The sequence below is a fragment of the Thermomonas sp. genome (assembly GCF_041905325.1).
Taxonomy (GTDB): domain Bacteria; phylum Pseudomonadota; class Gammaproteobacteria; order Xanthomonadales; family Xanthomonadaceae; genus Thermomonas.
Genome location: NZ_JAYRLK010000001.1, coordinates 224,080 through 245,404, shown reverse-complemented (window position 1 = coordinate 245,404; position 21,325 = coordinate 224,080). Strand labels below are relative to the sequence as shown.

The window sequence follows — 21,325 nt, the reverse complement described above, 5'->3', positions numbered from 1 at the left end:
ATAGCAGTCCCCCGCTTTAATCGAATCCCAACGGCCCCGCGAATGGCCGGAACTTTTGCCCCCATGCCCATGACCGCCCCGCGTACCGCCCTGATCCCCGATACCTGTGCCGGCCGCCGGCTGGACACGGTACTGGCCGAATTGTTCCCCGAATATTCCCGCTCGCGGCTGTCGGCCTGGGTCAAGTCCGGCGATGTTGTCGTGGACGGCGCGCCCGCACGCCCGCGCGACCCGGTGCGCGGCGGCGAGACCATCGCCCTGACCGTGGTCGAGGACGTGCAGACCCACGCGGTGGCGGAGGACATCCCGCTGAGCGTGCTGTACGAGGACGAGCACGTCTTCGTGATCGACAAGCCGGCCGGGCTGGTGGTGCATCCGGGCGCGGGCAATCCCGCCGGCACCCTGGTGAACGCACTGCTGCACCGCGACCCCGATCTGGACAAGCTGCCGCGTGCCGGCATCGTCCATCGCCTCGACAAGGACACCAGCGGCGTGATGGTGGTGGCCCGCACCCTCGTGGCGCATACCTCGCTGGTGGCGCAGCTGTCGGCGCGCGAGGTGCACCGGCAGTACCTGGCGGTGGTGGTGGGCGCGCTGGTATCGGGAGGGACAGCCCATGCCGCGATCGACCGCCACCCGCGCGACCGCCTGCGCATGGCGGTGCGCGAGGATGGCAAGGACGCGGTGACCCATTTCCGCCTGCGCGAACGCTTCCGCGCCCACACCGCGCTGGAATGCCGGCTGGAAACCGGCCGCACCCACCAGATCCGCGTGCACATGGCGCATTTGAAGCATCCGATCATCGGCGATCCTCTGTACGGCGGTTCACTGAAGCTGCCGAAGGGCGCATCGGAAGCCCTGATCGCGGCCCTGCGCGGGTTCAAGCGGCAGGCGCTGCATGCCGAGGTGCTGGAGTTCGCGCATCCGGTGACCGGCGAGCCGGTGCGTTGCGAGGCCCCCCTGCCCGAGGACATGCGGCAGCTCATGCAGGCGTTGCGCGAAGACGCCGCGGCGCATGCCGAGGCCGAGCGCGCGCGGCGATGACCGCATTCCTCCATGCCGATTGGCCGGTGCCGCCCGGCGTACGCGCGCTGACCACGCTGCGGCATGGACTGGGCGTATCAAGGCCGCCGTTCGATGCGTTCAACCTCGGCGCGCGCTGCGGCGACGAAGCCGACGCCGTGGCGGAGAACCGCCGCCGGCTGGAAGCCGCGCTGGCGCTGCCGTCTTCGCCACGCTGGTTGAAGCAGGTGCATGGGGTCGAGGTGGTTCGCTTTGCAGCTCCTCCCCTGCTTGCAGGGGAGGAGGAAGCGCCGGAAGCCGACGCCTCCGTTACGTCGATTCCCGGCACCGTGCTCGCCATCCTCACCGCCGACTGCCTGCCGGTGGTGCTGGCGGCGCAGGACGGCAGCGAAGTCGCCGCCGCCCATGCCGGCTGGCGTGGCCTGTGCGCCGGCGTGCTGGAAGCCACGGTGGCGGCGATGCGTACATCGCCGGAGCACGTGGTGGCCTGGCTGGGCCCTGCGGCCGGGCCGCAGGCGTACGAGATCGGCGCGGAGGTCTACACGGCGTTCACCGCCCGCGACGCGCGCGCGCGGTCTGCCTTCGTGCCCACCCGGCCCGGCCACTGGAAGGTGGACCTGTACATGCTGGCGCGACAGCGCCTGCGCGATGCCGGCGTGACCGACGTCCACGGCGGCGGCCTGTGCACCCTCTCCGATCCCGCCCGCTTTTTCTCGCATCGACGCGATGGCCGCAGCGGGCGCATGGCCACTCTGGCCTGGCTGACGGGCTGAAGGTGGGTCAGCGCGGCATCTGCGCCAGCCGCAGCATCAGCAGGGCCGCGCGGGTGGCTTGCCGCGGAATGGAATCCAGATCGACGCTTTCGCCGGCGGCATGCGCATCACCCCCGGAAATGCCCATCCCCACCAGGCCATCGACATCGGCGGCGACGAAGGCAATGTCGCCAGCCCCGCGGCTGAGCGGGTCGGCTTCGGCCAATGCCGGCCACCCCAGGTCGTGGTTCACCGCATTGAGTTGCGCCAGCAGGGCGCGGTTGCCGGCGGTGGGTGCCATGGCCGGGTAGTGTTCCTCGATGCGGATCGTCGCCGTCGTGCGCGGCAGGTGGCCGGACGCGACGATCGCCCGCATCTTGTCCGCCACGCGTTTGGTTTGTTCGGGCGTGAGGGTACGGAAATCGCCGCGCGCCAGGGCGATGCCGGGCACGATGTTGTCCTTGCCGCTGGCATCGATGCGGGTGTTGCCGGTCGCGAACGCGGCCTGTTCCCCGCTGCCCAGCAGGCCGACATTGAAGGTCAGGTTCGGCTCCGGCAGCTCGGTGCGGAACGCGGCCAGGATGCGCGCCAGCTCGAAGGCCGCGCCGTCGCCCATGGCAGGTGAAAAAATGCCGGCGCTGTGGCCGGTTTCGCCATGGACTTCCAGCGTCCACTCGTTCGACGAGCGCCGCGCGATGGCCCCCATTTCGCGGCCGTTCTGGTGCGACAGGTTCTCGAAATCCAGCGCCACGTCGGCGCGCTTGCCGGCCTGGATCAGGTCGGCGCGTGCGACTGCCACCGGCTGGCCCACGTCCTCCTCGTCACCGGTCAGCACCACTTCGATGTCGGCATCCGGCAGTGTGCCTGCGCTGTGCAGCCCGCGCAGGGCGGCCAGCATCACCACCACCCCGCCCTTGTCGTCGCCCACGCCGGGGCCGGAAGCGCGGTTGCCCTCGCGCCGGAATCCCGTGTACGGGTTGTCGGGTTCGAACACGGTGTCCAGATGGCCGATCAGCAGGATGCGTTTGCCTTTGCCGTTGCCCGGGTGGCGGGCGATCAGGTGGCCGGCGCGGCCGGTCTGCGCCATCGGCTTCCATTCCACCGCGAAGCCCAGCGCCTCGAACTGCGGCCGCAGCAAACCGGCCACGGCCTGCACGCCGGCATGGTTGAAGGTGCCGCTGTTTTGTTCCACCAGCCGTTGCAGCAGGGCGATATCCTGCGCGGTACCGGCGTGGATGGCGGCCATCGCGCGTTGTTCGGCGGCAGGCAAGGCGGGGGTGGCGCGGGTGGACAGGGCGAGCAGCAGACCGCAGGCCAGGACGCAGGAGCGGAGCATCGGGCGGGTTCCGGGAGGGGATGCGGCGACCATAACCCGGTCTCAACGGGTTGTGCGATTTGACTTGAATCACGGCGCTGCAACCGCATGTGGAGGACATTGGGCCGCGGTGGCCCCCGACTCACAGGATCCCCGTCATGCGCATGGACAAACTCACCTCGCGTTTCCAGCAGGCCATCGCCGACGCCCAGTCGCTGGCCGTGGGCCGCGACCACACCATCATCGAGCCCGCCCACCTGCTGCTGGCCCTGCTGGATCAGCAGGGCGGTGGCACGCGCCCGCTGCTGGCGCAGGCCGGCGTCAACGTGCCGGTGCTGCGCGAGCGGTTGGCCGAGGCGCTGGACAAGCTGCCCAAGGTCACCGGCCAGGCCGGCAACGTGCAGGCCGGCAACGACCTGATCCGCCTGCTCAACGTGACCGACAAGCTGGCCCAGCAGCGCGGCGACGCCTACATCGCCAGCGAGCTGTTCCTGCTCGCCGCGCTTGAAGACGGAGGCGACGCCGGCAAGGCGCTGAAGGCTGCCGGCGCGAACAGGCAGAAGCTGGAAGCGGCCATCGACAAACTGCGCGGAGGCGAGAAAGTGACCGACGAGAACGCGGAAGACGCGCGCCAGGCGCTGGAGAAGTACACCATCGACATGACCGCCCGCGCGGAGAGCGGCAAGCTCGATCCGGTGGTGGGGCGCGACGAGGAGATCCGCCGCACCATTCAGGTGCTGCAGCGGCGCACCAAGAACAACCCGGTGCTGATCGGCGAACCCGGCGTGGGCAAGACCGCGATCGTGGAAGGCCTGGCCCAGCGCATCATCAACGGCGAGGTGCCGGAAGGGCTGCGCGGCAAACGCCTGCTGTCGCTGGACATGGGCGCGCTGATCGCCGGCGCCAAGTTCCGCGGCGAGTTCGAGGAGCGCCTGAAGGCGGTGCTCAACGACCTGTCGAAGAACGAGGGCCAGATCATCCTGTTCATCGACGAGCTGCACACCATGGTCGGCGCCGGCAAGGCCGAGGGCAGCATGGACGCCGGCAACATGCTCAAGCCCGCGCTGGCCCGCGGCGAGCTGCACTGCATCGGTGCCACCACGCTGGACGAATACCGCAAGTACGTGGAGAAGGACGCCGCGCTGGAGCGCCGCTTCCAGAAGGTGTTCGTGGGCGAGCCGTCGGTGGAGGACACCATCGCCATCCTGCGCGGCCTCAAGGAGCGCTACGCCGTGCACCACGGCGTGGAGATCACCGACCCGGCCATCGTCGCCGCGGCCACGCTGTCCCACCGCTATATCGCCGACCGCCAGCTGCCGGACAAGGCCATCGACCTGATGGACGAGGCGGCCAGCCGCATCCGCATGGAGATCGATTCCAAGCCGGAAGAAATGGACCGCAAGGAGCGCCGGCTGATCCAGCTGAAGATCCAGCGCGAGGCGCTGAAGAAGGAAAAAGACGCCGAATCGAAGCAGCGGCTGGCGGACCTGCAGACCGAGATCGACGCGCTGGAGCGCGAGTACAGCGACCTCGAGGAAGTGTGGAAGGCCGAGAAGGCGACCCTGCAGGGCGCGACCCGGATCAAGGAGCAGATCGAGGCCGCGCGGCTGGAGCTGGAAGCCGCGCAGCGCAAGCAGGACTTCGCCGCGATGAGCGAGATCCAGTACGGCCGCATCCCGGCGCTGGAAAAGCAGTTGGCCGCTGCGCAGGAGGCTGAAACGAAAGGCTTCACCCTGCTGCAGGACAAGGTCACCGCCGAGGAGATCGCGCAGGTGGTGTCGCGTTGGACCGGCATCCCGGTCAGCAAGATGCTGGAGGGCGAGCGCGAGAAGCTGCTGCAGATGGAGGCGCAGCTGCACGCCCGCGTGGTGGGGCAGGAGGAGGCCATCAAGGTGGTGTCCGACGCGGTGCGCCGCTCGCGCGCCGGCCTGTCCGATCCCAACCGGCCGTCCGGCTCGTTCCTGTTCCTCGGCCCGACCGGCGTGGGCAAGACCGAACTGTGCAAGGCGCTGGCGGAGTTCCTGTTCGACAGCAGCGATGCGATGGTGCGCATCGACATGAGCGAGTTCATGGAGAAGCACGCGGTGAGCCGGCTGGTCGGCGCGCCTCCGGGCTACGTGGGCTACGAAGAGGGCGGCTACCTGACCGAGGCGGTGCGTCGCCGCCCGTACAGCGTGATCCTGCTGGACGAGGTGGAGAAGGCGCATCCGGACGTGTTCAACATCCTGCTGCAGGTGCTGGACGACGGCCGCCTGACCGACGGCCAGGGCCGCACGGTGGACTTCCGCAACACCGTGATCGTGATGACCTCCAACCTCGGCTCGCACCAGATCCAGGCGCTGGACGGCGACGATTCGCCGGAGGCCTATACCCAGATGAAGGCCGCGGTGATGGGCGTGGTGCAGGCGCACTTCCGGCCGGAATTCATCAACCGCCTCGACGACATCGTGGTCTTCCATGCGCTGGACAAGGCGCAGATCAAGGCCATCGCGCGGATCCAGCTGAAGGGCCTGGAGAAGCGGCTGGGCGAGCGCGGCATCCGCATCACGCTGACCGACAAGGCCTACGATCTGCTGGGCAACGTCGGCTTCGATCCGGTGTACGGCGCCCGTCCGCTCAAGCGCGCCATCCAGCAGCAGCTGGAGAACCCGCTGGCGCAGCAGATCCTGTCGGGTGCGTTCGGCAGCGGCGACACCGTCCGCGTCGATGCTGAAGGCGGGAAGCTGGTGTTCGCCACCTGATGCGGGTGTTCTCGCACACCTGTTCCAACACCGAAATCGTCTGCGCGCTGGGCTGCGCGCAGCTGCTGGTGGGGGTGGATGCCGATTCCGACTATCCGCCGGAAGCGGTGGCCGGGTTGCCCAAAACCGGGCGTGATCTGGATCTGGATATTGCGGCGGTGCAGGCGTTGCATCCCGATCTGGTGTTGACCTCGCTCACCGTGCCCGGCCACGAAAAAGTGGTGAAGGCACTGCGTGCGGCGGGGCTGCAGGTGCTGGTCTGCGATCCGCGATCGCTGGACGACGTGTATGCCGACATTCGCGCGATCGCCGCCGCGCTGGGCGTGCCGGCACGCGGCGCGGCGCTGGTGGCGGAGATGGACGCGGCGATGCCGGCGGTGGCCGAGGCCGGTGTGCGTCCGACGGTGCTGGTGGAGTGGTGGCCCAAGCCGGTCATCGCGGTGGCGAAGCATTCGTGGGTCAACGACCTGATCCAGCGCGCCGGCGGGCACAACCCGTGGGGCGAGGTGGACGCCAAAAGCCTGCCGCTGGAAGCCTCACGGGCGCGCGAGGCCAGGCCCGATGTGGTGGTGATGAGCTGGTGCGGTGTCAAGGAAGCGAACTACCGCGCGGACGTGGTGCGCCGGCGCGACGGCTGGCAGGACGTGCCTGCCGTCGCGCATGGCCGCATCCATGCGATTTCCGAAGCGTACCTGGGCCGCCCCGGGCCGCGGTTGGTGGAAGGCTATCGGCGCTTGCGGGCAGCGATCGCCATGGCCGGCTGAGTGCGCCGGCCGCAGCGATCACGGCTGTGCTGGCAGCGGTTTGCTGCGCAGTGCGCGCCACGGAGGGGCGGCCAGCACCATGTCGCGCAGCGAAAACGCCAGTTCGCGTTCGGCCAGCACGGCGGCATCGGCACCATGTCCCAGCAGGTGCTTGACCTCCGCTTCGCTGTGCGCGCGCGCCAGCACGCTGATGGCGGGGTTGATCGATTTCAGGCGGGAAATGATCTCGCCGGCCTCCAACGCCTGCGGCATGGCCAGGATGGCCAGGTGCGCGGTGCCCGGGTGCGCGGCTTCCATCACGTTTTCGGCGGCGGCGTTGCCGCGCACGGTGAGCAGCCCGTTGCGGCGCGCGGCCTCCACACGGTCGGGGTCGTTTTCCACCAGCACCAGCGGCACCCCGCGCTCGCGCAGCAGCTTGGTCAATTCACGTCCCACGCGACCATAACCGATGACGATGGCGTGGCCGTTGATGTCGGCCGGCACTTCCGACAGCGGTTGCGATTGCGGGCTGGCGGCCAGCCCGGCGGCTTCCTGCCGGCCTTGCCATTTGCCCAGCCAGACGAACAGGAACGGATTCAGCACGATCGACAGCAGGGCCCCGGCCAGGATCAGGTCGTGGGCTTCCGCCGGCAGCAGGTGCTGCGACAAGCCCAGCCCGGCAAGGATGAAGGAGAACTCGCCGATCTGCGCAAGGCAAGCCGCAAGCGTCAGCCCGGTCAGCTTGGGCAGGCCCAGCAGGCGCACCAGCGCGTAACCGCCCAGCATGTTGCCCGCCATGAGGATGCCCAGCGTGGCCAGCACCAGCAACGGCTGCCGCAGCAGGATCGAGGGGTCGAACAGCATCCCGACCGAGACGAAGAACAGCACTGCGAAGGCGTCGCGCATCGGTAGAGAATCCGCCGCCGCCTTGTGGCTGAGTTCCGATTCGTTGAGCAGCATGCCGGCGAAGAACGCGCCCAGGGCGAAGCTGACGTCGAACATCGCCGCCGCGCCGAACGCCACCCCAAGGGCGATGGCCAGCACGGCGAGCGTGAACAGCTCGCGCGAGCCAAGGCCGGCCACGTATTCCAGCAGGCGCGGGATCAACCGGCGGCCAATCACCAGCATGAAGGCGACGAAGGCGGCCACTTTCAGCAGCGTCCAGCCCAATGCCTTGGCCACCTGCAGTGGGTCGGGTGAGCCGCCGCTGCCCAGTGCGCCGGCGATCGCCGGCAGCAGCACCAGTGCCAGCACCATCGCCAGGTCCTGCACCACCAGCCAGCCGATGGCGATCCGCCCGCGCCGGGTGTCGAGCAGGCGGTGTTCTTCCAGCGCACGCATCACCACGACCGTACTGGCCACCGACAACGACAGGCCGAACACCACCGCGGCAATCGCCGTCCAGCCCAGCCACAGGCCGAAGCCCGCCCCCAACAGGGCGGTGACAGCGATCTGCGCGGGTGCGCCGGGCAGCACGATGCGGCGCACGTCCAGCAGATCGCGCAGCGAGAAATGCAGGCCCACGCCGAACATCAGCAGGATCACGCCAACCTCGGCCAGCTGCGGGGCCAGCGACGCATCGCCCACGAAGCCCGGGGTGAACGGCCCGGCGGCCACGCCCGCAAGCAGATAGCCCACCAGTGGCGACAGTCGCAGCCGTTGTGCGAGCAGCCCCAATGCGAAGGCGGCCACGAAGCCGATGCACAGCAGGGCGATCAGTGAGGGGGAATGCGGCATGTGGGCTCCACGGAATGACGCTTTCGATCATCGCATGCACGGATGACGGTCCGGAGGCGAAAACGCCCCGGAGGTCCGGGGCGTCTGGATGGAAATGAACGCGGCGTTCAGCTCACCATGTGTAGGCGACGCGACCGTAGTAATAGACGCCATTGAAGCCGAACGGCGAATACAGGCTGTACGGGAGCATCCCGAACGTGGAGTTGGCGTAGGTGTTCTGCTCCGGGTATTGGTCGAGTGCGTTGTCGGCACCCAGCGTCAGTGACCAGTGCCGGGTGGGGCGGAAGCTGGCCGCCAGATCCAGTGTCCACCTGCCGCCGTAGGTCTGGTCCTGCGCCGGGTTGCCGGGGTTGCGTGCGGTGAACTCGCCGTAGTGGGTGGCACCGGCGCTGAGGTTCCAGCGATCGAGCGTCCAGTTGGCGGTCAACGCCAGCTTGTCGCGCGGTGCGCCTTCCTCGATGCGTCCGCGCTCGTCGCGGCCCATGCGTTCCAGGTTCGCCCCCAGCGCGGCCAGTGCCGCCGGGTTGGGGGCGATGCGTGTCACCTTGGTGGTGTTGTGGTTGTAGCTGGCGCTCAGGTCCAGGTTGCCGGACGCCAGTGGCACGCCCCAGGTGCCGATGATGTCGATGCCGCGGGTGCGGGTGTCGATGGCGTTGTTGAAATAGCGCGCGCTGGTGACGTTGGTGATGCCCAGGTTGGCCAGCAGCGCCTGCGCCGCCGCATTGTTGGCGATGTTGAGGTTGGACGAGAGCACGATGTGGTCGTTGATGTTGATTTGATAGGCATCGATGGTGATGTACAGGCGCTCGGTGGGTTGCAGCACCAGGCCCAGGCTGTAGGACAGCGACGTTTCCGCCTTCAGCGGCTCCGCGCCCAATGCCTGTGCCGCCGCGCCCGATGCGGGGAAGGTCGCGGTTTCATAGGCCACGCCGTTGGTGATGTTGGTGGTCACCGCCTGGTAGTGCTGCTGGGCCAGCGACGGCGCGCGAAAGCCGCTGGCCACGGTGCCGCGCAGCGCCACGGCATCGGTGAAGACGTAGCGACCGGACAGCTTGCCGGAGAACTGGTTGCCGAAGTCCGAATAGTCCTCGTAACGCCCGGCCACGCCGGCGGAGAATTTTCCGCTGAGGTCGGCCTCCAGCCCCGCATAGACGGCGTAGTCGTGGCGGTCGTAGCTGCCGGCGTGGCGCGGTTCGAACCCGGCGAATCCCTGCGCACCGATGGCGGAATTGGGAAGGATGCCGGGGTTGCCGTTGCCGTTGTAGTAGGAGTTCGGCTCGCCGGCGATCTGTTCCCAGGTTTCCTGCCGGTACTCGGCACCGAACGAGAACGTGGCCGGGTATTCCAGGCCGATGTTCACCGCCTTGGAAAAGTCGGCGTTCACCACGTGCTGGGTGTATTGCAGCGCGCCGTCGTAGAAGCTGCGCGGGCTGTTGACGCCCAGCGTGTAGTTGATGGTGTTCTGGGTGCGGAAATCGAGGTGGTTGTTGCCGTAGTCGTAGCTGATGTCCCAGTTCCAGCCGCCGTCACTGGTGCCCTTCGCGCCCAGCACCACGCTGCGGTCGCGCGAATACTGGTGGATTTGCGGCACGTAGCCGTTCGGATAGACCTGCGCGAGCAGCGCGCCCTGGCCGTTGTGGTTCTTCGATCGGTAGAACGCGAACGAGGTGATGTCGCGGTTGCTGCCTGACAAGGTGGCATACAGCTGCGCGGCGTCGGAGAGTTTCAGGCTGGCGTTGGCCGACACGGCCCCGGCGTCCACGTCCGGGTCGCCCATGATGAAGGCTTTCTCGCCCACGCCCGGGAAGTTGCCGGCATTCGGGTTGCCACCCTGGTAGGTGCCGGAACGGTTGGTGATGTCCTGGTGGCCCAGTTGTGCGGCCAGGTGCAGGCTGCCGGCATCGCCGCCGAACGACACCCCGGCATCGCCGGCAAGCTGCCACTGCTGGCCGTCCCCCTTGCCGTATTGCCCGCCACTTGCCGCGATGCTGCCGCCGCTGCCGGCCCCCTTCAGCACGATGTTGACCACCCCTGCGATGGCATCGGAGCCGTATTGCGCGGAGGCACCGTCGCGCAGCACCTCGACGCGCTCGATGGCCGCCACCGGGATCGCGTTCAGATCCACGGCCGAGGACCCGCGGCCGATGGTGCCGTTGACGTTCACCAGTGCGGAAATGTGCCGGCGCTTGCCATTCACCAGGATCAGCACCTGGTCCGGGGCCAGCCCGCGCAGTTGCGCCGGGCGCACGCCGCTGGTGCCGTCTGCCATCGCCGGACGCGGAAAGTTCAGCGAGGGCAGGGCGCGTGCCAGCGCGGTGGCCAGTTCCGCGGTGCCGGTGGCTTGCAGTGCTTCCGGGGTGATGATGTCGATCGGTGACTGCGATTCGGCCACCGTGCGCGTGGTGACCCGGGTGCCGGTGACGATCAGGGTATCCAGCGTGCGGGCGTCCTTGCCGGCCTCCTGCGCCAGTGCCGGCAACGCGGCGGCCAGAAGGAAGGTCGATGCGAAAGCGAGCGGGGCGGGACGGAACATGGCCGTATCCAGGGGGAGGCGTATCCGGGTATTAACACGGCATTCATCGAAGGACAAACGCTGGCGCCATGACGGCGGCCGCGCTATTTTGGGAGGATTGCCGCCAAATACGGCCGCGGCGCGGGGTAAAATCCCCGCCGATGATTTCCTTTCGCAATTTCGCCCTCCGCCGCGGCGAACGCCTGCTCCTGTCCAACGTCGACCTGACCTTGCACGCCGGTTGGCGGGTGGGCGTGATCGGTCGCAACGGTGCCGGCAAGTCCTCCTTGTTCGCCGCGCTGATGCGCGAGGTCGAGCCCGACAAGGGCGACCTTGACCTGCCCGGCAAGGCGCGCATCGCCAGCGTGGCGCAGGAAACCCCGCACCTGCCGGATCCGGCCATCGATTTCGTGCTGTCGGGCGACGAGGCCGTGCACGCCGCCATCCAGATGGAAGCCAACGCCTTCGCCGCCGAGGATTGGGAGGCGGTGGCCGAGGCGCACCATCGGCTGGAGGAGGTGAACGGCTACGACGGCACCGCCCGCGCAGGGCGCCTGCTGCACGGACTGGGCTTCCCGGCCGAGGTGCATGAAAAGCCGGTGGCCGATTTCTCCGGCGGCTGGCGGGTGCGCCTGAACGTGGCGCGCGCGCTGATGACGCCGAGCGACCTGCTGCTGCTGGACGAACCCACCAACCACCTCGACCTCGACGCCGTGGTCTGGCTGGAAGAGTGGCTGAAGCGCTATGACGGCACCCTGCTGGTCATCAGCCACGACCGCGAGTTCCTCGACAACGTCACCACCCACATCCTGCACCTGCACGACGGCACCGCGAAGCTGTACGTCGGCAACTACACCGATTTCGAGCGCCAGCGTGCCGAGCACCTGCGCCAGCAGCAGATCGCGCACGAGAAGGAGCAGGCCGAGCGCGCCCACCTGCAGAGCTTCATCGACCGCTTCAAGGCCAAGGCCAGCAAGGCCAGGCAGGCGCAGTCGCGGGTCAAGCGGCTGGCCAAGCTGGCCGGCACCGAGGCGGTGCGCGCCGAGCGCGCGCTGCACATCACCCTGCCTGTGCCGCTGAAGCTGCCCAACTCGCTGCTGTCGCTGCACGACGTCGATTGCGGCTATGGCGCGGATGCGCGCATCCTGGCCAACGCCAATTTCGGCCTCGAGGCGGGCGACCGCATCGGTCTGCTGGGGCCGAACGGCGCCGGCAAGTCCACGCTGGTGAAGACCCTGGTGGGCGAGCTGCCGCCGATGTCCGGCGAGCGCAAGGCGCACCCCGACCTGCGCATCGGCTACTTCGCCCAGCACACGGTGGAGTCGCTGGTGGCCGGTACCACGCCGCTGGACCATCTGCGCAAGCTGGCGCCGGACGTGGCCAACCAGGAGCTGCGTGACTTCCTGGGCCGATGGAATTTCCCCGGCGACCGCGCCTTCGAGGTGATCGACACCTTCAGCGGCGGCGAGAAGGCGCGGCTGGCGCTGGCCCTGATCGCCTACCGCCGGCCCAACGTGCTGCTGCTGGACGAGCCCACCAATCATCTCGACCTCGACATGCGCGAGGCGCTGGCCGAGGCGCTGTCCGATTTCGACGGCGCCATCGTGATGGTCAGCCACGACCGCCACCTGATCGGCCTGGTCTGCGACGAATACTGGCGCGTGGCGGCCGGCAAGGTCGAGCCGTTCGACGGCGACCTCGACGAATACGCCGCGTGGCTGCGCTCGCGGCCCGGCAGCGACAACCCCAAGACCCCCGCACCGAAGAAGGCACCAGAGCCCGCCAAACCCGCCCCGGCCCCGGTTGCAAGCAAGCCCAAGGTCAACCCGCACAAGCTGCAGAAAGCGGAAGAGCGTGTGGCGCGGCTGGAGGGCAAGCTGGCCGAGTGCGAAGCGCGGATGGCCGACCCGGCGGTCTACGCCGATGCCGGCAAGGTGGCGGACCTGGGGCGCACCCAGCTGCAGTTGCGCACGGAGCTGGAGCAGGCCGAGGCCGAGCTGCTGGCACTTTATGATTGACCGGCCTGCTTGAAATCACGGCACCGCGCCGCAACATCGCCACCGCAAGCCGCTCTGGAAATACGCCAATGCCGATCTACGCCTTTGCCTGCGCTGCCTGTGGGCACCACTTCGACAAATTGCAGAAGCTGTCCGACGCCGATCCGGCCACGTGCCCGTCCTGTGGTGCCGAAGGCCAGGTGCACCGCCAACTGACCGCGCCCCAGTTCCGGCTGGCCGGTGGTGGCTGGTATGAAACCGATTTCAAGAAGGACGGTGACAAGAAGCGCAACCTGGCCGGCGACGCCGCCAAGCCGACGGAGAGCAAGCCCGAGCCGAAGCCGGAAGCGTCCAAGCCCGCGGCGGAAAGCAAACCGTAAGCGTTCCCGACGGAGAGCTCTCGTCACGCGCGTGAAGTCGGGGGCAAGGGTTTTCTTCCCGAAAACTCAACGTCCATGGATTCCCGCCTTCGCGGGAATGACGTTTTCCTCTGAGGCAAGCGTTGCCAAAATCACCCCGGCGGGGCAGGGGCGGCCGCGCAACCAAGCGCATATCGGGCCGCGACTTGTGACGCCATCCCTGTCCCGCCCACGCCATACCCGCCTTTCCACGTCCCGCCATCGGCTAAAATGCCCGGCTTCGCGCAGGCCCGACGCCCGCGCGCCCCTGCGTTCCCCGGAGCTTCCATGCGTACCCATTTCTGCGGCCTGATCGACGAAGCGTTGATCGGTGAACCTGTCACCCTGTGCGGCTGGGCCGACGTCGCCCGCAACATGGGCCAGATCGTCTTCATCGACCTGCGCGACCACGAAGGCATCGTGCAGGTCGTCGCCGAGCCGGCGGACATCGACGGCAACGCCGACATGCTGGCGGCCGCCGCGGCGGTGGGCTACGAGGACTGCCTGCGCATCACCGGCACCGTGCGCCGCCGCCAGTCGGTGAACGACAAGATCAAGACCGGCCAGGTGGAAGTGGTGGCCACGCGCATCGAGCTGCTGAACAAGGCCGAGCCGCTGCCGTTCCACCACCACGAGAACCCGGGCGAGGACATCCGCCTGAAGTACCGCTACCTCGACCTGCGCAGTCCCGAGATGCAGCGCAAGATGCGCACGCGGACGAAGCTGGTGTCGGCGCTGCGCCACTACCTCGACGCGCGCGGCTTCCAGGACATCGAGACCCCGATCCTGACCAAGGCCACCCCGGAAGGCGCGCGCGACTTCCTGGTGCCGGCGCGCATGCACCCCGGCGAGTTCTACGCGCTTCCGCAGAGCCCGCAGCTGTTCAAGCAGATCCTGATGATGGCGGGCTTCGACCGCTACTACCAGATCGCCCGCTGCTTCCGCGACGAGGCGCTGCGCGCCGACCGGCAGCTGGAGTTCACCCAGCTCGACATGGAATTCGCGTGGGTGGCCGAGCGCGATGTGCAGGACCTGACCGAGGACATGGTGCGGCATGTGTTCCGCGAGGTGGTGGGCGTCGAGCTGGCCGCGCAGTTCCCGCGCATGACCTGGGCGGAAGCAATGCGCCGCTACGGCTCCGATAAACCCGATCTGCGCATCGCGCTGGAGCTGGTGGACGTGGCCGAACTGGTGAAGGACTGCGAATTCGCGGTGTTCACCGGCGCCGCCAACGATCCAAACGGCCGCGTCGCCGCGCTGCGCATCCCCGGCGGCGCGGCGCTGTCGCGCAAGCAGATCGACGAATACGCAGCGCATGCCGCCAAGTACGGCGCCAAGGGCCTCGCGTACGCGAAGATCGACGAGGCCGGCGCGGTCAATTCGCCGGTCGCCAAGTTCTTCGCCGAGGGCGCGTTCGACGCACTGCTCAAGCAGGTCGGTGCCGGCAATGGCGACATCGTGTTCTTCGGCGCGGGCAGCTACAACAAGGTGTCCGACTTCATGGGCGCGGTGCGGCTGAAGGCCGGCAAGGACTTCAACCTCGTTGCCGAGGGCTGGGCGCCGCTGTGGGTCACCGACTTCCCGATGTTCGAATGGGACGAGGAGGAGCAGCGCTTTGTTGCCCTGCATCACCCCTTCACCGCGCCGGCGGTGGATTCGATCGACGACCTGCGCACGAATGCGAGGACCGCGGTGTCGCGCGGCTACGACATGGTGCTCAACGGCAACGAGATCGGCGGTGGTTCGATCCGCATCCATCGCCCGCAGATGCAGGCGGCGGTGTTCGACCTGCTGGGCATCGGCGCCGACGAGCAGCGCGCCAAGTTCGGCTTCCTGCTGGACGCACTGAAGTACGGCGCGCCGCCGCACGGCGGCATCGCCTTCGGCATCGACCGCATCGCCGCGCTGATGGCCGGCACCGAGTCGATCCGCGACGTCATCGCCTTCCCCAAGACCACCAGCGCACAGTGCCTGATGACCGATGCGCCGTCGCCGATCGCGGACGCGCAGCTGGCCGAAGTGCACGTGCAGGTGCGGCCGCAGGCGTGAGCGCCACGATCCGCCGGGCCACGCCTGCCGACGCCGCCGTGCTGGCGGAGCTGGGCACGGCGACCTTCGTCGAGACTTTCGGGCATCTCTACACGCCCGAAGACCTGCAGGCCTTCCTCGACGAAAGCCACTGCGTCGAAGCGTATGCGAAGACGCTGGCGAACCCGGATTACGCGCTGTGGCTGGCCGAGCTGGACGGCCGCGCCATCGGCTACGCGCAGGCCGGCCCGTGCGGGCTGCCGCATGCCGATGCACGGCCCGAAGACGGTGAATTGAAGCGCCTGTACCTGCGTGCCGATGCCCAGAACAGCGGCACCGGCCGTGCGCTGATGGATGCGGCGATGGCGTGGCTGCTGCAGGACGGCCCGCGTACGCTGTGGCTGTCGGTGTGGTCGGAGAATCTGGGCGCGCAGCGCTTCTACGCGCGCCATGGTTTCGCCTTCGCCGGCGAATACGCATTCATCGTCGGCGCACAGCGCGACCGCGAGTTCATGTACCGGCGGAAGCCCGTTCCGGCATGACCCGGCGGGTCCTGCTGCTGCACGGCCTGTTCAATCCGGGCTGGTGGTTGGCACCTTTGGCGGGTGGCTTGCGCGCACAGGGCCTGGAGGCCGAGGTCTTCGGCTATCCGACCCTGGCCGGCGGGCCGGAGCAGGCGATCGCGCGGTTGCAGGCGCGGCTGCGCGTCGCCCCTGTCGATGCCATCGTGGGCCACAGCCTGGGCGGTCTGGTTGCGCTGGAGGCCCTGCGTCGCGCACCGGATATCGGTGTGGCCCGGGTGGTCTGCCTGGGTTCCCCGCTGTGCGGCAGCGCGGTCGCTGCCGGATTGGCGGCACGCCGCTGGGGGGCCGTCCTGCTGGGTCGCAATGCGGCGCTGCTGCGAGATGGCGTCCCCGCGTGGCAGGGCGCGGCCACGGTTGGCGTGGTGGCCGGCCGCACCCCGCGCGGAATGGGGCACCTGTTCGCGGATCTGGGCGGGGAGCACGACGGCACCGTGGCGGTGGACGAAACACGATTGCCGGGGATTGCCGCGCACTGCGTGGTGGCGGCCAGTCATACCGGACTGGTGGTGTCGGCCGCGGCCCGGCGGCAGGTCTTGCGATTCCTGCGCGACGGTCGATTCGAACCCGCCACCGGCCCGGCAGACGTATAATCCGCGGCTTCGTTTCTCCGTCTGGAAAACCCCATGGGACGTGGCCCCTCCATCGAAGCCCGCAAGAACGCGCAGGATGCGCAGCGCGGCAAGATTTTCACCAAGATCATTCGTGAAATTTCGGTGGCGGCGCGCGGTGGGGGGGGCGACCCGCACACCAACCCGCGGTTGCGTTCGGCGATGGACAAGGGCCTGGCGGTCAACATGACCAAGGACGTGATCGAGCGTGCCATCAAGAAGGCCACCGGCGAGCTGGAAGGCGTCACGTACGAGGAAATCCGCTACGAAGGCTATGGCGCGGGCGGTGTCGCCGTGATCGTCGATTGCCTGACCGACAACAAGGTGCGCACCGTGGCCGATGTCCGCCATGCGTTCACCAAGTTCGGCGGCAATCTCGGGACCGAGGGGTCGGTCGCTTTCATGTTCAAGAAGCTGGGGGTGCTCAGCTACGATGCCGGGGCCAACGAGGACGCCATCACCGAGGCAGCCATCGATGCAGGGGCCGACGACGTGGTGGTGTATCCCGAAGACGGTGCCATCGATGTGCTGACCCCGCCCGATGCCTTCGCTGGCGTGAAGGCGGCGATGGAAGCCGCCGGTCTTGCGCCGGGCTTCGCCGAAATCACCCTGCGCGCCGACAACGACAGCCCCGTCAGTGGCGAGTCCGCCGAGCAGGTGCAGAAGCTGCTGCGCTGGCTGGAAGACATGGATGACGTGCAGAACGTCTATTCCAACGCCGATTTCGGCGGCGCTGCGTAAACCCCGATACCGCTGCGAGACCGTGCCGTGACCCGCATCCTGGGCATCGATCCCGGTTCGCAGCGTACCGGCGTGGGCATCATCGATGTCGCCGCCGACGGCAAGGTGAGCCATGTGCATCACCAACCCCTGGTGCTGCTGGATGCCGAAACCTTCCCGCTGCGCCTGCGCAAGTTGCTGGACGGGCTGTGGGCCTTGATCGCGCAGTTCCAGCCCGATGAAGTGGCGGTGGAACAGGTGTTTTTGTCCAACAACGCGATGAGTGCGCTCAAGCTGGGGCAGGCGCGTGGTGCCGCCATTGCTGCCTGCGTGGCGCGTGACCTGCCGGTGAGCGAGTACGCGGCCAAGGAAATCAAGCTTGGACTGGTGGGCAGCGGCGGTGCCGACAAGCAACAGGTGCAGCACATGGTGGCGGTGATGCTGGGGCTTTCCGGCAAGTTGCAGGCCGACGCCGCTGACGCATTGGCGGTGGCGATCACCCACGCGCACGTGCGCGCCAGCGCGCAGCGGTTGGGCGTGGCCGCGCGTGCGGCCTGGGGACGCAAGGGCAGGGGGCGGCGATGATCGGGCGACTCAAGGGCATCCTCATTCACAAGGCGCCGCCGTGGATCGTGGTGGACGTGCACGGCGTGGGCTACGAACTGGAAGCGCCGATGAGCACCTTCTACGACCTGCCGGAGCTCGGGCGCGAGGTGTTCCTGTTCACGCACTACGCGCACAAGGAGGACGGCGTGTCGCTGTACGGCTTCCTGCGCGAAGCCGAGCGCCGCCTGTTCCGCGACGTGCAAAAAGTGTCCGGTATCGGCGCGAAGATCGCGCTGGCGGTGCTGTCCGGCACGTCGGTGGAAGACTTCGCGCGGCTGGTGCAAACCGGCGATGTCACGGCCTTGACCCGCATCCCCGGCATCGGCAAGAAGACCGCCGAGCGCATGGTGCTGGAGCTGCGCGACCGTGCTGCCGAATTGGGTGGCGGTCTGCCCGGCAGCAGCCAGATGCCGGGTGATCCGCTCTCCGAAGCCATCACCGCCTTGCAGGCGCTGGGCTACAAGCCCGCCGATGCCGAGAAAATGGCCAGGAAGGCCGCTGCTGCGGGCGACGAAGCCCCCGCCATCATCCGCAAGGCGCTCCAGTCCGCGCTCCGCTGAGCCATCGCACATCCTTTCAGATACGCATCCATGCCCACTCCCAGCACGGCCCCCCAGTCAGCACCGCATGGCGGCCACCCCCCCACCGGCAAGAACACCGGCCTGGCGTTGGTGGTCGGTGCCATCGGCGTGGTGTTCGGCGACATCGGCACCAGCCCGCTGTACACGCTGAAGGAAGCCTTTACCCCGCACTACGGGCTGTCCAGCAACCACGACACCGTGATCGGCCTGCTGTCGCTGGCGTTCTGGGCACTGAACATGGTGGTGACGTTGAAGTACGTCAGCATCATCATGCGAGCCGACAACGACGGCGAGGGCGGCATCATGGCGCTGATGGCGCTGGTGCAGCGCACGTTGCGGCACGGTTCGCGTTCGGCCTACGTGGTCGGCATTCTCGGCATCTTCGGTGCGTCGCTGTTCTTCGGCGATGGCGTCATCACCCCCGCCATCACCGTGATGGGGGCGGTCGAAGGGCTGGAGGTGGCCGCGCCCGGGCTGGAGCATTTCATCGTGCCCATCACCCTGGTGGTGCTGGCCGCGTTGTTCGCGGCGCAGCGCTTCGGCACCGAGCGCGTGGGCAAGGTGTTTGGCCCGGTGATGATGTTGTGGTTCCTGTCGCTGGCCGCGATCGGGGTGTGGAACCTGCTGGAAGCGCCGGAAGTGCTGAAGGCGATCAACCCGTGGTGGGCATTCCATTTCTTCAGCGAACACGGCTGGCACGGCATCTTCATCTTCGGCGCGGTGGTGCTGGCGGTGACCGGCGGTGAAGCGCTGTATGCCGACATGGGCCATTTCGGCGCACCGCCGATCCGCCACGCCTGGTATTTCTTCGTGCTGCCCTGCCTCGTGCTCAACTACCTCGGCCAAGGCGCGAACGTGCTCAAGCACCCGGAGGCGGTGGCCAACCCGTTCTTCGAGGCGGTGCCGGAATGGGCGCTGTACCCGATGATCGTGCTGGCGACGATGGCGGCGGTCATCGCTTCGCAATCTGTCATCACCGGCGCGTTCTCGGTGTCGCGCCAGGCGATGCAGTTGGGCTACATCCCGCGCATGCGGATCAAGCACACATCGCACGACACCATCGGCCAGATCTACATCCCGGGAATCAACTGGGGGCTGGCGATGCTGGTGTTCAGCCTGGTGCTTGCGTTCCAGAGCTCCACCAACCTCGCCGCCGCCTACGGCATCTCGGTGTCGGGCACCATGCTGATCGACACCCTGCTGCTGGCGCTGGTGACGCGCACCCTGTGGCCGCGGGCGCGGCGCGGCATCCTGCTGATGTGTGCCGCCTTCCTGTTGCTGGACCTGTGCTTCATCATCGCCAACGGTGCCAAATTGCTGCAGGGCGCGTGGTTCCCGGTGCTGCTGGGCATCCTGCTGTTCACCATGATGCGCACCTGGCGTCGTGGCCGCGAATTGCTGCGCGACGAAATCCGCAAGGAAGGCATCAAGCTCGACATCTTCCTGCCCGGGTTGATGCTGGCACCGCCGGTGCGGGTGCCGGGCACGGCGGTGTTCCTCACCGCCAGCCCCGATGTCACCCCGCACGCGCTGCTGCACAACCTCAAGCACAACAAGGTGCTGCATGCGCGCAACGTGTTCCTGACGGTGGAGACGCTGAACGTGCCGTATGCGCCGGCGGACCGGCGGCTGAAGATCGAATCCATCGGCGGCGACGATTTCTACCGTGCCACCGTGCGCTACGGGTTCATGGAAACCCCGGACGTGCCGCTGGCGCTGATGCGCTCCTGCGACCAGTGCGAGCTGACCTTCAACCCGATGGACACCACCTATTTCGTCAGCCGCGAGAGCATCGTCGCCGGCCGCCATCGCGGCATGCCGATCTGGCGCGACAAGCTGTTCGTGTTCCTGCACCGCAATGCCGCCCCCGCCACCAACTTCTTCCGCATCCCCGGCAACCGGCTGGTGGAGCTGGGCGCGCAAGTGGAGATTTAGCCGATAATCCCCCCATGACCGACCCCCGCATCATCGCCCCCGGCGCCACCCGCGAAGACGACGCGCTGGAAGCCAGCATCCGGCCGAAGCGGCTTGACGAGTACCTCGGCCAGCAGCCGGTGCGCGAGCAGATGCAGATCTACATCGAGGCGGCCAAGGGCCGCGGCGAGGCGCTGGACCACGTGCTGATCTTCGGTCCTCCGGGTCTCGGCAAGACCACGCTCTCGCACGTGATCGCCAACGAGCTGGGCGTGAACCTGCGGGTGACGTCCGGCCCGGTGATCGAGAAGGCCGGCGACCTGGCCGCGCTGCTGACCAACCTGCAGCCGCACGACGTGCTGTTCGTGGACGAGATCCACCGCCTGTCGCCGGTGGTCGAGGAGATCCTCTACCCGGCGATGGAGGACTGCCAGATCGACATCATGATCGGCGAGGGCCCGGCCGCGCGCTCGATCAAGCTCGACCTGCCGCCGTTCACCCTGATCGGCGCCACCACCCGCGCCGGCCTGCTGACCGCGCCGCTGCGCGACCGCTTCGGCATCGTGCAGCGGCTGGAGTTCTACTCGGCCGACGAGCTGGCACGGATCGTGCGCCGCTCCGCGCAGATCCTCGGCATCGCCTGCGACGCCGAAGGCGCTGGCGAGCTGGCGCGGCGTTCGCGCGGCACCCCGCGCATCGCCAACCGGCTGCTGCGGCGGGTGCGCGACTATGCGCAGGTGAAGGGCAGCGGCGCAATCGACGCCGATGCCGCGCGCGCGGCGATGGACATGCTGAAGGTCGACCCGGAAGGCTTCGACGAGCTCGACCGGCGCATGCTCGGCATCATCATCGACGCCTTCGACGGCGGCCCGGTCGGGGTGGAATCGCTGGCCGCGGCGCTGAGCGAAGAGCGCGGCACGCTGGAAGACGTGATCGAGCCGTACCTGATCCAGCAGGGCTTCCTGGTGCGCACCGCGCGCGGTCGCATGGCGACCGCGAAGGCGTACCGCCACCTCGGCTTCAAGCCGAAGGCCGGGGACGAAAGGGGGTCGGAGTGAGTGTTTCC

The 21,325-nt window shown here is 68.1% G+C and carries 17 protein-coding genes; 14 read left to right on the top strand and 3 right to left on the bottom strand.

Annotated elements, in window-relative coordinates; genetic code table 11:
- Window positions 1–42: 42 nt before the first annotated feature.
- Both rluD and pgeF read left to right on the top strand, forming a co-directional pair.
- Window positions 43–1,044, top strand: coding sequence for a 23S rRNA pseudouridine(1911/1915/1917) synthase RluD (gene rluD, locus ACE3OK_RS01055; protein ID WP_374247658.1), 1,002 nt, complete (start codon window positions 43–45; stop codon window positions 1,042–1,044).
- Window positions 1,041–1,796: a peptidoglycan editing factor PgeF gene (gene pgeF, locus ACE3OK_RS01050; protein ID WP_374247657.1), complete on the top strand. Its 756-nt coding sequence runs from the start codon at window positions 1,041–1,043 to the stop codon at window positions 1,794–1,796. The genes rluD and pgeF overlap by 4 nt, the downstream gene beginning before the upstream one ends.
- A 7-nt stretch (window positions 1,797–1,803) precedes the next feature.
- Here pgeF and ACE3OK_RS01045 read toward each other — a convergent pair whose 3' ends face one another.
- Window positions 1,804–3,111, bottom strand: a complete 1,308-nt coding sequence (locus tag ACE3OK_RS01045) for a M20/M25/M40 family metallo-hydrolase (protein WP_374247656.1) — start codon at window positions 3,109–3,111, stop codon at window positions 1,804–1,806.
- 137 nt (window positions 3,112–3,248) lie between these two features.
- Here ACE3OK_RS01045 and clpB point away from each other — a divergent pair, with 137 nt between their 5' ends.
- A complete protein-coding gene (gene clpB / locus ACE3OK_RS01040; protein WP_374247655.1) occupies window positions 3,249–5,831 on the top strand; it encodes an ATP-dependent chaperone ClpB in 2,583 nt (860 codons plus the stop codon).
- 5 nt (window positions 5,832–5,836) lie between these two features.
- Window positions 5,837–6,595 carry an ABC transporter substrate-binding protein gene (locus ACE3OK_RS01035; protein WP_374247654.1) on the top strand — a complete coding sequence of 253 codons (759 nt, stop codon included), beginning with the start codon at window positions 5,837–5,839 and terminating at the stop codon, window positions 6,593–6,595.
- A gap of 18 nt (window positions 6,596–6,613) precedes the next feature.
- Here ACE3OK_RS01035 and ybaL read toward each other — a convergent pair whose 3' ends face one another.
- A complete protein-coding gene (gene ybaL / locus ACE3OK_RS01030) occupies window positions 6,614–8,311 on the bottom strand; it encodes a YbaL family putative K(+) efflux transporter (RefSeq protein WP_374247653.1) in 1,698 nt (565 codons plus the stop codon).
- A gap of 112 nt (window positions 8,312–8,423) precedes the next feature.
- Window positions 8,424–10,844 carry a TonB-dependent receptor plug domain-containing protein gene (locus tag ACE3OK_RS01025; protein WP_374247652.1) on the bottom strand — a complete coding sequence of 807 codons (2,421 nt, stop codon included), beginning with the start codon at window positions 10,842–10,844 and terminating at the stop codon, window positions 8,424–8,426.
- A gap of 140 nt (window positions 10,845–10,984) precedes the next feature.
- Between ACE3OK_RS01025 and ACE3OK_RS01020 the strand changes: the two genes are divergently transcribed.
- The 10 genes from ACE3OK_RS01020 (at window position 10,985) to ruvB (ending at window position 21,317) form a co-directional block, all read left to right on the top strand.
- Window positions 10,985–12,841 carry an ABC-F family ATP-binding cassette domain-containing protein gene (locus ACE3OK_RS01020; protein WP_374247651.1) on the top strand — a complete coding sequence of 619 codons (1,857 nt, stop codon included), beginning with the start codon at window positions 10,985–10,987 and terminating at the stop codon, window positions 12,839–12,841.
- A 68-nt stretch (window positions 12,842–12,909) separates the two neighbouring features.
- Entirely contained in the window at window positions 12,910–13,200 is a 291-nt protein-coding gene (locus ACE3OK_RS01015) for an FmdB family zinc ribbon protein (protein ID WP_374247650.1), read from the top strand.
- 306 nt (window positions 13,201–13,506) lie between these two features.
- Window positions 13,507–15,267, top strand: coding sequence for an aspartate--tRNA ligase (aspS, locus tag ACE3OK_RS01010; RefSeq protein WP_374247649.1), 1,761 nt, complete (start codon window positions 13,507–13,509; stop codon window positions 15,265–15,267).
- Window positions 15,264–15,788: an N-acetyltransferase family protein gene (locus ACE3OK_RS01005; protein WP_374247648.1), complete on the top strand. Its 525-nt coding sequence runs from the start codon at window positions 15,264–15,266 to the stop codon at window positions 15,786–15,788. The genes aspS and ACE3OK_RS01005 overlap by 4 nt, the downstream gene beginning before the upstream one ends.
- Window positions 15,785–16,420, top strand: a complete 636-nt coding sequence (locus ACE3OK_RS01000) for an esterase/lipase family protein (RefSeq protein ID WP_374247647.1) — start codon at window positions 15,785–15,787, stop codon at window positions 16,418–16,420. The genes ACE3OK_RS01005 and ACE3OK_RS01000 overlap by 4 nt, the downstream gene beginning before the upstream one ends.
- 33 nt (window positions 16,421–16,453) lie before the next feature.
- The gene (locus ACE3OK_RS00995) at window positions 16,454–17,179 is read left to right on the top strand and encodes a YebC/PmpR family DNA-binding transcriptional regulator (RefSeq protein WP_374247646.1); all 726 of its coding nucleotides are present in this window, start codon (window positions 16,454–16,456) and stop codon (window positions 17,177–17,179) included.
- Between the two features lie 27 nt (window positions 17,180–17,206).
- On the top strand, window positions 17,207–17,743 hold the full coding sequence (gene ruvC / locus ACE3OK_RS00990) for a crossover junction endodeoxyribonuclease RuvC (protein ID WP_374247645.1): 537 nt from the start codon (window positions 17,207–17,209) through the stop codon (window positions 17,741–17,743).
- Window positions 17,740–18,324: a Holliday junction branch migration protein RuvA gene (ruvA, locus tag ACE3OK_RS00985; RefSeq protein ID WP_374247644.1), complete on the top strand. Its 585-nt coding sequence runs from the start codon at window positions 17,740–17,742 to the stop codon at window positions 18,322–18,324. The genes ruvC and ruvA overlap by 4 nt, the downstream gene beginning before the upstream one ends.
- A 30-nt stretch (window positions 18,325–18,354) precedes the next feature.
- Window positions 18,355–20,280, top strand: a complete 1,926-nt coding sequence (locus tag ACE3OK_RS00980) for a potassium transporter Kup (RefSeq protein WP_374247643.1) — start codon at window positions 18,355–18,357, stop codon at window positions 20,278–20,280.
- 14 nt (window positions 20,281–20,294) lie between these two features.
- Entirely contained in the window at window positions 20,295–21,317 is a 1,023-nt protein-coding gene (ruvB, locus tag ACE3OK_RS00975) for a Holliday junction branch migration DNA helicase RuvB (RefSeq protein WP_374247642.1), read from the top strand.
- Window positions 21,318–21,325 lie beyond the last annotated feature (8 nt).